Origin of the sequence: Lepagella muris (assembly GCF_004793975.1) — a bacterium.
GTDB classification, from domain to species: Bacteria; Bacteroidota; Bacteroidia; order Bacteroidales; family Muribaculaceae; genus Lepagella; species Lepagella muris.
The window spans coordinates 1-12,276 of the sequence record NZ_SRYB01000056.1; the positions used below are offsets into that span (position 1 = coordinate 1).

Here is a 12,276-nt window from a genome sequence, read left to right on the forward strand (position 1 = left end):
TAATCGGGCAGCTGAACTCCCCCGTGTCGCAGTTCATGCAGTTCATCTACTCGCTACAGGACGTGAGGATATCACTTGAACGTATCAATGAGATACATGAGGGGAGGAACGAGGAGACTCAGGAGAATCAGGCTACCGAATTTGCTTCTGAAAAATCAATCGCGATGGACAACATTGACTTCAAATATGACCCTCACGCACTGAAGAAGACACTGGGGGGTATATCATTTGATATTCCGGAGGGTAAGGTGACAGCGATTGTCGGTGCATCCGGAAGCGGAAAAACCACACTCATAAAACTCATGCTTGGATATTATCCTGTCATGTCGGGAAGTATCTCGATAGCGGGACGCAATATAAACGAGTACAACCTCAAATGGTGGCGTCGTCACTGCGGAGTGGTGATGCAGGACGGGGTGATATTTTCCGAGTCTATAGCGAGAAACATTGCCGTGGATGACAATGAGATTGATCCGGAACGTCTGCGAGAGGCGGCACGCATAGCATGTATAGATGACTATGTGATGTCGCTTCCACTGAAATATGACACGAAGATCGGACGAGACGGCGTTGGTTTGAGTCAGGGACAGAAACAGCGCATACTCATAGCACGTGCCGTCTACAGGAATCCGGACTTCATATTCCTTGATGAGGCGACGAATGCACTTGATGCTAAGAATGAACGTGCCATTGTGGAGAACCTTGACGTGTTCTACAGGGGGCGCACGGTTGTTGTCGTGGCGCACCGTCTCTCCACGGTCAGGAATGCCGACCGGATAATCGTGCTTGACGGCGGACGTGTCGTCGAGACCGGGAACCACGACTCCCTCATCGAGAGGAAAGGTGCATACTACAATCTCGTGAAGAACCAGCTTGAATTAGGCAGCTGACATGGAGATAGATACAGATAATAAGACAGATATGGCAACTGAGAAGAGTATAGACAAGACAGTTGTGACGAGGGATAAGTACAGCCATGACAACATAGAGCTTCGCTCGGAGAAGGTAAGGGAACTGCTCGGAGAGATACCGCCCTCACTGGTGCGTTGGGGGACAGCCATCATCGCAATCGTGTTCATCGGATTGGTGGCAGCAGTATGCCTGTTGCCCTACCCATACTCCAAAGGGGAATCCATACTCCGGCATTTCATCGGATAATCACATGAAGGGATTAGCACGTTATATTTGCATCTCAATAGTCCCGTAGTCTTGGAGATCCCTGCGGTTGAATCCTCCACAGAAACCGCTAAGACTACGGAGTTTCTTTACATAAAGAATCATTTGCCATCAAATTAACGTATTTTATCATTTTAACACTTATTAATTAATTTATCTTGATTAATTAGTTGTGAAATTATTTTTTTAATTTTAACTTTGCATCATCAGTTTAGGATAAGCTCTCTTCACGAGTGAAATTTATTTAAGAATACTCTCCCTGTTGGCAAATGCCTTCATCATTGAGGATAAGGAGCTGGCAATATCTGAAGTCTGACCGTCCACACGAATAAATCAGAACTGATATCCATTTAATCTTATTCACCACTATCACAAGAATTTCACAATATGTTTTACAGATTATTATTTTTACTGTCAATCATTTCCCCGTTTATTCTCTCAGCCCAGATTGCGACTGAGATAAAGTTGGAACCGGCTCTGATTTCTGTGATATATGAAAGGAGAATGGAGTATGACACGCTTAACAGAAACAACAAGGTAAGGATTAATACATTGACATTGAAAGCCGGAAAGAATCACAGTGCATTCTATGATGCCAGACTGAAATGGATTGATTCAATGGAATACATCAATGATGATTATATACATTCCCTATATGAAGGTGTAAAGTATTATTCAACAAAGGGTGCACTTCATCAGATAAAACTGTTCAAGAACTATCCTGAAGGGAAAATTCGAATACATGATGCCTTCGACTTGTGCAGGTGGCATATTGATGAGGATATTGAAAAACCTGAATGGAACATCATTGCCGACTCCACCACAAATATACTGGGTTATGAATGCATGTTGGCTGTGGCGAGATTCAGAGGCAGGGAGTGGCACGCTTGGTTCTCTCCCGAAATACCGTTTCCTGACGGTCCGTGGAAACTATGGGGGCTTCCGGGTCTTATCCTAAAGGCATACGACTCCAATCAGGATTATATATTCACAGCTCAGGAAATAAGTGATAAGAATACCGGATACGTGGAATACTTTGACTATGCCCCACCACCCACATTCACGACAAGCAGACGCAAAGCTCTGCAACGAAAATGGAAGGCCTATCAGGAGGATATATCATACAAGGTTGCGATGTCCGGTATGTTGGGTGATACCAAACTCAATGTCAAGAAACGGGAAATCCCCCCTCCTAAATACGATTTCGAGGAGACCGACTACTCTCACGAATAAATAGTGACTGATATATTTTCCAAAAGCAGGTTGCAAAACAACCTGTAAACGTAAATCGCAACGCATTATGATGCGATAAATTTTCAATTTCAAACCTAAAACGCAACAGAATGAAAGAGATTTCTAAACTTCAACTCATCTCCTTGACTGGAGGCTGGGCCAACCCAGAGATTACCTAACACTCTCATATATTCATTTATTTTGAAAAATAATTAATGCAAGATATAAGTCATCATAATATATCGTCATTATCATTTTACCATTGTGTAATACGATTAATCATAGGTATTCTTTTCAGTTGCTCTTGTTTCGAAGGATTTTGCTATGATTATGTTGTGAATAATGATTCCGCTTTAATAAAGGTTGTCTATCGTCGGACTATGGCAACAGATACTATTAACCCACTGGGAAACACCGTTAAAGAGGATCTCACTTTAAAAGCTAATTCTAATCTGAGCATCTTTTACTCAGAAAAACTTTGTGAATGGTGGAAAATAATAGTGGCAGAAAAAGGGAGTATAATAAAATACTTCTTAGATCGGAAGTGGCACAATTCAATTGCCGGATTAGAGAATAACATAGTCTACCGTGATTATACGCAAAATCTCACTATTGATCATCAAAGATATGATCTGACCAATTGGGAACTTGTGGAGAGTATCGAACGTCCGGAATGGGTTATATGTGACAGTGTTTGTACTATTCTTAACTATGAGTGTGTAATGGCCAAGACAAATTTCCGAGGGCGCATTTGGACAGCATTTTTCACACCGGAAATACCGATTAAGGAGGGTCCATGGAAGTTATGCGGTCTGCCGGGTATTATACTAAAGGCATCGGATTCCCAAAATCATTACTCTTATGAGGCGACAGAACTATTCACAAGGAATGTGGGGATAGTTGAATTTCAAATGAAGCGAAATCGAATTAATATAAAAGACCGTCGCAAAGGGCTACAATACCGAAGAAAATGTCTTTCTGAAGATATCTCAAAAAAGATACAGGCTGCATACTGTTTAGATATAAAAAAAGTTAGACATACTCCTAAAAATTATGATTTTGAGGAGACCGACTATCCTCACGAATAAGACTAAAATGATATCATTATATTCCGAGAAGCAGGCATTGAAACGACCTGCAAACGCGAAATCAGCCCGCGTACAATACAAGTGGTGTATAATATTTTTTAATTTTTCAGAAATATGAAAAAGATTGACATTCTAAGTTTGATGAATCTCATGGGAGGAAAAGTTATACCTGCAAATTGGTGTGCCGCAATGCAAAACACAGCTAATGAAAATGGGCATAATTGGACTCCTGAATTCTGGGATGAGTGGGCAACTGTTTATGAACAGAACGGATGTTTACATGCTGTGGTAACTCCCGAAAATCTAAAATCTAACAAGTAATAATAATTAAAGTTAGAAAACATAACCGATTATTCTTCACGATTCTATTTTAATAGCAGAATATGTTGCAAATTTTTCTATCTAAGATTATAATAAAGAACATATTGAACTATATCTAAAATCCGAAATATTTACAGCATATTCTGCTATTGAATATTCTAATTGTTACCTGAATGAAAAAATTAATCTACGGAATTATCATCCTATTTTTTAATTGCCTTGTCTATGGGCAATCAAATGTTTGTTCTACCACGCTCGACACTGCCTTGATAAAAGTCAAATATGAGCGACTGGTGGTTCTTGACACTTTGAAGCCGGCGGACAGAACAAGGAAAGATTATATCACACTACAAGCCGGCACGAAAGCCGCAGTATTTTACTCCGAAGAACGACGTCTGGAAGACAGCATCATGTGTGCAAATAAAGACTATGCATTGGAAACGTTCAGAGATAATAACAGAATAGAAAGGCTTTCAAATCTTGAAAAGGATGTGGTCGTCAGACGTCATGACCTTAATCAGACATGGGTACACCAACGTTTCGATTTGACTAATTGGATCATTTATGAGAATCTTGAAAAACCGGTATGGTCAATGACTGATGAAACCGATTGCATATTGGGTTTTCAATGCTATCAGGCGCATACGTTTTTTAGGGGAAGGGAATGGATCGCATTTTTCACCACAGACATCCCTATTCCAGAAGGACCATGGAAATTATATGGACTGCCGGGGTTGATCCTGAAAGCGTATGATTCAAAAAGGCACTATATATATGAGGCAAAGGGTATAGACACGAAATCTCCGGGATTGGTGGAATATATCAACAACTATGACCGACTTGTGATAAAAGACCGTGTAAAAGGGTTGCAGATGCGAAAGAAATCAATGAGCAAAGACATTGGAGAAATGATACGTGCCGCATACAGCATACAATTGAAAGACTCCCCCCAAAAGAATGAAATGGTAACAAAACAATATGATTTCGAAGAAACCGACTATCCTCACAATAAAACGAAATGAAATTACATAATACTATTCTAATGAGACCAACGATTTTAATAATTTTCATATCGATTGTGATGAGTAATCTCAAAGCGGAGATAATACGCCCAACAGAAAAGGCCATTATCGAGATTTGTTATTCAAAAACAGTGAATCGTGACACGACAAGGGATGATTATATGGTAACATCCCCCATGATTCTTAGAATAGGGGATCATGGGACAATGTTTTTCCCAAAAATGACTATGAATAATGACTCCTTGAACTATTATAACAGGGAACTCGCAATACAAGTCGTAATCGACGCATTAACAAAAGGCCTGCCTGTCTCATCGGTTTTAGGTCATGAACACGAATATCTCTTTCGGAATATAAACAAGCAGGAAACTATGGTATATCAAGCCGTAGGAGATGAAGCCTTTTATTATATTGAAAATACTGAATGCCCGAATTGGATAATTGGTGAGGAAATGCGGGAAATTAATGGTATGAATTGCATTGAGGCTCATTGTTCATTTCATGGTAGGGAATGGACTGCATGGTTTGCACCTGAAATTCCTATTAAAGAGGGTCCATGGAAACTATTCGGTCTTCTGGGACTTGTGATTGAGGCACACGATGCCAACTGTCATTACAAATTCGAAGTGACAGGCATCAGAACTGAAAACCTTGCTCAGGTTGGAATCTTTATCTATGATAAATTATATCCGGAAAAATTAAATTCAAGGAAAGACTATCTATGTAGAATATATTCCCTTCGTATAAAGGGAGACTTCATGAAGAGGGTGTCAAGCATGACTGGCAACAATGTAATACATACAAATACTGATCCGTATGATTTTGAGGAAACAGATTATCCACATAATTAAAACCCACATGAAGAAATAGCCCTCCGTGTTCTCCGCGGTCTCTGCGGTGAATATCACCACGGAGAACTCGGTCACTTGAAAAGCTGAGGGAGAAATTCCGACAGGTAGATGCGCCAATTTTTCCATATATGACCATCCGGCGATTCACGATAGACGTATTTGAAACCTTTATTGTCGAGCAACTTGCGATACTCCTTATTTGATTCATATAGGAAATCCTTATCCCCTATCGCTATCCAATACAATTTCGGTGACTTGGCAAACTGAACTGCCAATTTACCTTCCATATCATCGTATATCGGTGATTTAACACCTTTATTCGGGAAAATTGCAGCCGAGAAAAGTCCTACGTAATCATACATGTCGGGATACTCTTTAGAGATATGAAGCGAGTGATACCCTCCCATACTCAATCCGGCAATAGCACGCGAACCTTTATCCCTCTTGGTACGATAATTGGAATCTATGAAATCTACAATCTCCGGGAAAGAGGATTCGTATGACCCATCCATCGTTTTCGGAAGATTTGGAGTAGGCTGCGTGAAACCGAGTGATGATTCGCCGGGAGCCGCCTCCATCGCGGCATTACCATTCGGCATAACCACTATCATCGGCTCTGCCTTACCTGCAGCTATCAGATTGTCAAGTATCTGTGTGGCACGTCCGAGTTCCGACCATGCATTCTCATCCCCACCCATACCATGAAGGAGATATAGCACCGGGTATCGCTTGCCGGAGGTCTCATATCCCGCCGGTGTGTAGACAGTCAGACGCCTCTTCATCCCAAGTTGCGGACTGTCATACCATACCTTGCTGACAGTGCCATGCGGCACGTCTGCCACTTTATACAGATCTGCCTGATCTCCCTCTATGAGAAAGACATTAGTAAGGGTCGATATGTCACGTATGACAAACACATTTCCCGGATCAACCGTCCTGAAACCGTCAACTATGAACGAATAGCCGTAGAGTTCCGGAGAAAGAGGCGAAGTCGTGGTAAATTCCCACATACCGTTCTCCCCTTTTGTAAGCGTGGCAGATCCGGGCATATCAAATTCACCGACATCTGTACGTACCTTCTCTGTCGGAAGGAAGTCTCCCGTCACCTTTACCTCCTTAGCATCCGGAGCAAGCAATCGGAACGTCACCGTATTGTCGGCATTGACCTCCGGAGATTTCAACTGCGGTATTCCCCAGAGTGCCTGCTGTGCCATCGCCACAATACCGACAGCCATCATAGCCGAAGCTAATATAATCCTTTTAATCATGATGAATAAGTATTTATAGAATCTTTTTTAAGAAACAGATGAAGAGGACGCATGCCATCTGATTGACATTAATGTTGTCAAATACTGTTTCAATAAGCAAAGTTAATAATAAATACATCATGATACATCATGCACATCATGAAATAACATCATGCACATAAATTATTTTGTGCATAATGTCATAACTTGATGTGCTTGATGTATCTTGATATATGTGCATGATGTATTAGCATGATGTGCATCATGTAACAGTATTGTTCATTTTAAGTTATTTTGTATATTTTTTCAATAAAAATTTGTAACTTTGTAACAATTTTCATCATATACTAACCTTTCAGCAACCGTTTAAAAGTAATTTGCGAAATATGTCTTAAGAAATTCTTTCAGATAATATCACGACAAATTCTTTTCGGGAAAGAAGTTGTATAATCTTCAATTGGGAAGCTGTATAATTATCGAAAAAGCTACAACCTATTTATATTTTATTAATTTAATAACAACAGCTTATGCAGAAATTTTTCGTTTGGGCCGTGTTTGCTCTCGCATTGTTTGCAGGCAACGTGGTTCAGGAAGCTAAAGCGGAAGACTGCTCTCCAAAGAAGGGGGTAATCCGTGTGAAACTGCAGCCTGAAGTGGCATTACAGGTGGGAACTGCCCCTATAATGCGCACCAACGGCATGGTGACCACCGGAGTGCAACCCCTTGACCGGGCATCCCGCAACGTGAAAGCTACCGGCATTCGCCCGATGTTGCCCTACTCGCCGAAATTTGCGCGGCAAAGGGCTAAATATGGGCTTGACCGCTGGTATGTAGTGACTTTTGATGAGTCTGTTTCCCCGGATGAGGCTCGCAAGGTGTTTGCCACCACAGCAGGTGTGGAATCTTCCGAAGTGATAACGCCAATGTCGTTGAAAGAGGGCGACGGAGGCTTCAGGAAGATTGACAAGAGCAAGATTCCCACGCGTGCCGATGCAATGCCTTTCAACGATCCGTTGCTTTCCCAGCAATGGCATTATCAGAACTTCGGCACAATACCCTACAGTGTGGCGGGTGCCGACATCAACCTGTTCAGTGCTTGGAAATCGGCTACGGGTAATCCTGACGTACTTGTGGCAATCATCGACGGTGGTGTGGACTACACTCACGAAGACCTTGCCGCAAACATGTATGTCAACACTGCCGAATTAAACGGCAAAGAGGGTGTCGATGATGACGGCAACGGATATGTTGACGACATCTACGGTTGGAACTTCTGTACGAATGAGCCAAAAATTTATCCCCACAGCCACGGCACACACGTGGCTGGCACGGTAGCCGCTGTCAACAACAACGGTATCGGTGTAGGCGGTGTGGCTGGTGGCGATGGCACTCCCGGCTCCGGCATCAGGATAATCTCCTGCCAGGTATTTGACTCTCGCTCCGGCACTGCCGAAGGCGACTTCGCGGCTGCAATAATCTACGCTGCCGAGAAGGGTGCCACAATAGCCCAGTGCTCATGGGGCTGGAATGCACCGGAGTATAAAGAGCAGGCTGTGCTCGATGCTATCGATTATTTCACGGCAGAGGCTCGTTCCGACAAGATGAACGGCGGTCTCTGCATATTCGCCACCGGAAACGAAGGCAAGACGGGCAACTACTATCCTGCCGCATACGATAAGGTAGTGGCTGTGACGTCAATGACCTCCGAACTTACCCCTGCAAGCTATTCAAATTATGGGGAATGGACTGATATTATCGCGCCGGGCGGACTCCTTGACTATGGTGAGGCTCAAGGCGTGCTTTCCACCCTGCCGGGGAATGAGTACGGATACAACGAGGGTACTTCAATGGCTACTCCTCACGTTTCTGGCGTGGCTGCTCTTGTCCTTTCCCGCTACGGATCACCAACATTCCTCAATGAGACCCTCCGTACATAGTTGCTCACTTCCGTGAATGATTTCTACGGATATGGCAACAACAGACAATATGAGGGTCTTTATGGCTCAGGATACATTGATGCGGGGAAAGCCCTCATGATGGATGAAAGCGGCAAACCCGAAGCTGTGGCTGATTTCGAACTTATTGCTGACCAGGATTATTTTACGATCTCATGGACTATTCCGGCGTCGTCAGACAATAATGTCAACAACCATCTAATATACTACTCCAAGGAGCCGTTCACAGCTTCTGACGACCTCTCGAAACTGTCCCGTCTCGTTGTAGATACGAAGTTTCTCAATTCCGGAGATTCATACACTACGGAAATCGGCAACCTCGACAACATGACCACGTATTATGTGGCTATCCAGGCTGTCAACCGCTGGGGTAAGGCATCCGAGTTATCGGAGGTGAAGAGCGTCACCACGAATGAGGGTCCGAAGCTCAGCGTGTCGGGCGAGGAGATATTTCTGAACACCGATGCTGCAAATCCCATAGCTTCCGGAGAGTTCACAATCTCAAATGAGGCTGAGGGTCTTCTGAAATGGCAGGCATCTCACCGCACGGTATCAGCCCAGCTCAATTCCGCACGTCCGTTGCCCGGAAAGATCGCATCTTTCAATGGCAAATTATCAGCGTTCAGTGCCGGACAACGCGATGTTGCCGCTGCACCGGAATACGTTGCCGATGATTATCCGCGCGAGATGACATGGAGTGAGCTACTTTGGGCTATGATCGGAGAGACCGACAAGTCGCTCCCCAACTCAATGGCGCAATGGTTCAGAGTTGACCCGGAGAAATATCCCGACGGATTCAACCTGACCTCCCTCTGGTTTGAAGCACCAACTGACGGTATCTTCGGAAGTAATCCCAAGATTGAGATCTATAAGGGTAACGTGGGCATTTCAAGCGCATCCCTGCTGCAAGAAGTGGAATACCCGTTCTTCACCTACAACTACGGCATCCCCCTCAACGAACAGATATGGTTCGCTCCCGGTGAATCATTCTGGGTTGTGGCTCATTTCGATGCCGGACAAGAGGGGTATCCTCTCGGAATGGCTCATACGGAGAGAACTGATGCTTCAGGCTATAGCTACATGAGTAACGACATGGGTAAGACATGGGTTCAACTCTCCTCCGCATTGAAAGGGAGCAACTATGAGTCAATCGCAAATGAATTTGTCTGGGCGATACGTGCTCGCTCTCTCAATCCCGACTGGAGTGAGATGCTTGAGCTGACGCCCGAATCAGGCACAATCAAGAAGGGTGAGTCACAGACTGTGGGAATCAAAGCCGACGGACGTAAAATCGTCAACGGTAACTATAGCTTCAACCTCAACCTGACGACCAACGAAAGCGGCAACCGCACCACCAAAGTGCCCGTGCAATTATCCGTGAGCGGCAACAATCCCTCTGTCGATGTGCCTAAGGTGGTTGACTTCGGAAGCATCCTGACCGGACAGTCAAAGACACTCACAATCGAAGTGTTCAACAAAGGATACGGTTCTTTCCAAGGCTCAGAATATGGTGCATCTCTATATGAGGACAATATCAGTTCAAGCTCTGAGAATTTCTCCGGTCCGCACTCAGTCAACGGTGGATTCCCGGCACGTGCCACTTCAAAGGTGGATCTCACTTTCAATCCCAAGTCTGCCGGATCTCACAGTGGCACAGTCACCTTCACCGACAAGTACGGCAATGAGGTGAAGATCCTTCTCCAGGGTGTAGCCACAGATCCTGCCCGTCTTGCAGTCACTCCGCAGGTAATTGAGGCTGATACACTCTCCCTTGGCGACGATCCGAAAGAATTCACGTTCAAAATCTCGAATGAAGGTAAGTACCCGCTGGAATACGTATTCCCGAAATTCTCCTCCGAGTCTGTAGACGGTGGCTCCAAACTGCACAAGTTCGGCTACAACATCGGCTCTACATTAGAGGGATTCAACGAGTTTGCATACGAAGCGGCTCCGGAACTTATCAACCCGACAGACATAGCATCCAAGTTTGACGATGCCACCTATCTGACAAATGCCATACCTCTCGGATTCAGCTTCCCGTTCTATGGCAAGAGCTACGACAAGATCTATATCACGTCGTTCGGCGGCGTGCTTTTCGCTCCCAACAAAGAGACTCTGAGAAGCCCGCTTTCAGAAGAATCATCAGCACTTGCAGGCACCGGCGCGATACTCGCCTACGGACGTCAATTGCAGATGTCGCCCGATTCAAAGGTAGAATATGGCATGAAGGATGGCAAGTTTGTGATCAATTTCAAGGATGTGCTCGCGCTCGTCTACGATACTGACTACGCCCCCGTATCATTCCATATCACAATGTCGCCCGACGGCAACATCGAGATATTCTACGACAATTACACCGCCGCCAATCTCTTCCAAAATGGCAGCACACTATATTGCGGCATCGCTGATCCGGAATTGGAAGACTGTATGACACTTACCTCTGTCGACATGGCAGACTGTTACGATATCAACGAACCGACTCCGGATAGCAAACGCTATACTCTTTTCAACTCCGGCACAGCCGTCATGTTTGAGTCTCCGCGTGCACAGTTTGTCCGTTCGCTTGAACCCGCATACGGTCTTGTAAGCCCCGGTGAATCTGTCGAAGTGAAAGCGACTGTCAGCGTAAGCGACGACATGAATTCCGGCGAGACATTCAACAATCTCGCTATCGTCACAAACGACCCCGCACCTGCAATATCTGCCGTAAGGTTTAAGGCATTCATCAGTGACAAAGGTATGTCGCCTGAGATTGTCGTTGAAAACACCGACATCAATTTCGGCGACGTATTCCGCACTTCCGAAGTAATGATTCCTGTGACAATAAAGAATGCCGGACACAAGATGATGACCGTAACTTCTGCTGCATTCGACAACAATTCTCTGGGAATCACCAATACTCTCCCGTTTGAGATCAAGCCGGGTGCATCTGTTGACCTTATCGTGAAGGTGCCGACTGAAAAGGAATGTGCGCTTGACGACAAATTGACAATCACTACGGATGCCGGCGACACAAGCGTCAGAATAGCCGGAAACGTGATCGGATGTCCGGCAGCCGACCTCTCTTTCTCCGAGATAACAGAGACTGTAGAGAGCGGAGCCACCCTTTCAAAGACTCTTGAGATCTCCAACTCCGGTAACGAGGCTCTCGAATATGCATTCTCTCCGGAAGAGAATGTGAGATTGTCTGTGCCTGAGAAAGAGAATTCCGTGGTATCTTATGTATACGGGGCTTCCGTCGACAATAAGACATCGTTCGACTGGATTGATATCGTATCAAACGGTCTTGGCGAGCAGAATGCATACCGCTATTATATGAACCATGACTCCTGACTTCGTCATTGCGTCACCCTAAACGCCTAAATAGTCCAACAGCGGTTGTA

At 44.6% G+C, this 12,276-nt stretch carries 10 protein-coding genes; 9 read left to right on the forward strand and 1 reads right to left on the reverse strand.

The features are described 5' to 3' along the window. The 7 genes from E5331_RS19715 to E5331_RS19745 form a co-directional block, all read left to right on the forward strand. Positions 1 to 890 (forward strand): peptidase domain-containing ABC transporter (locus E5331_RS19715; protein ID WP_136013291.1); only part of this gene is annotated, 890 nt, incomplete at its 5' end. A 1-nt stretch (position 891) separates the two neighbouring features. Next, complete coding sequence (locus E5331_RS19720; RefSeq protein WP_123483395.1) at positions 892 to 1,158, forward strand: hypothetical protein; 267 nt, start codon at positions 892 to 894, stop codon at positions 1,156 to 1,158. 405 nt (positions 1,159 to 1,563) lie between these two features. Further along, positions 1,564 to 2,409, forward strand: coding sequence for a GLPGLI family protein (locus E5331_RS19725; protein WP_123483396.1), 846 nt, complete (start codon positions 1,564 to 1,566; stop codon positions 2,407 to 2,409). Between the two features lie 215 nt (positions 2,410 to 2,624). After that, entirely contained in the window at positions 2,625 to 3,497 is an 873-nt protein-coding gene (locus E5331_RS19730) for a GLPGLI family protein (RefSeq protein ID WP_123483397.1), read from the forward strand. A gap of 114 nt (positions 3,498 to 3,611) precedes the next feature. After that, positions 3,612 to 3,818, forward strand: a complete 207-nt coding sequence (locus E5331_RS19735; RefSeq protein WP_123483398.1) for a hypothetical protein — start codon at positions 3,612 to 3,614, stop codon at positions 3,816 to 3,818. Between the two features lie 173 nt (positions 3,819 to 3,991). Next, positions 3,992 to 4,840, forward strand: a complete 849-nt coding sequence (locus tag E5331_RS19740) for a GLPGLI family protein (RefSeq protein WP_123483399.1) — start codon at positions 3,992 to 3,994, stop codon at positions 4,838 to 4,840. A gap of 20 nt (positions 4,841 to 4,860) precedes the next feature. Beyond that, positions 4,861 to 5,691, forward strand: a complete 831-nt coding sequence (locus E5331_RS19745; RefSeq protein ID WP_168355319.1) for a GLPGLI family protein — start codon at positions 4,861 to 4,863, stop codon at positions 5,689 to 5,691. Between the two features lie 71 nt (positions 5,692 to 5,762). Here the strand turns inward: E5331_RS19745 and E5331_RS19750 are convergent, their stop codons facing one another. Further along, positions 5,763 to 6,956: an esterase gene (locus E5331_RS19750; RefSeq protein WP_123483409.1), complete on the reverse strand. Its 1,194-nt coding sequence runs from the start codon at positions 6,954 to 6,956 to the stop codon at positions 5,763 to 5,765. A gap of 509 nt (positions 6,957 to 7,465) precedes the next feature. Between E5331_RS19750 and E5331_RS19755 the strand changes: the two genes are divergently transcribed. Further along, positions 7,466 to 8,875, forward strand: coding sequence for a S8 family peptidase (locus E5331_RS19755; RefSeq protein ID WP_123483401.1), 1,410 nt, complete (start codon positions 7,466 to 7,468; stop codon positions 8,873 to 8,875). Positions 8,876 to 8,887: 12 nt separating this feature from the next. Beyond that, positions 8,888 to 12,226, forward strand: coding sequence for a choice-of-anchor D domain-containing protein (locus E5331_RS19760; protein WP_135986353.1), 3,339 nt, complete (start codon positions 8,888 to 8,890; stop codon positions 12,224 to 12,226). Positions 12,227 to 12,276: the final 50 nt, after the last annotated feature.

Bases quoted from the DNA above. Each gene is read 5' to 3' on its own strand.
- E5331_RS19725 (WP_123483396.1), top strand. From the start codon at position 1,564: ATGTTTTACAGATTATTATTTTTACTGTCAATCATTTCCCCGTTTATT.
- E5331_RS19740 (WP_123483399.1), top strand. From the start codon at position 3,992: ATGAAAAAATTAATCTACGGAATTATCATCCTATTTTTTAATTGCCTT.
- E5331_RS19755 (WP_123483401.1), top strand. From the start codon at position 7,466: ATGCAGAAATTTTTCGTTTGGGCCGTGTTTGCTCTCGCATTGTTTGCA.
- E5331_RS19730 (WP_123483397.1), top strand. From the start codon at position 2,625: ATGCAAGATATAAGTCATCATAATATATCGTCATTATCATTTTACCAT.
- E5331_RS19735 (WP_123483398.1), top strand. From the start codon at position 3,612: ATGAAAAAGATTGACATTCTAAGTTTGATGAATCTCATGGGAGGAAAA.
- E5331_RS19720 (WP_123483395.1), top strand. From the start codon at position 892: ATGGAGATAGATACAGATAATAAGACAGATATGGCAACTGAGAAGAGT.
- E5331_RS19745 (WP_168355319.1), top strand. From the start codon at position 4,861: ATGAGACCAACGATTTTAATAATTTTCATATCGATTGTGATGAGTAAT.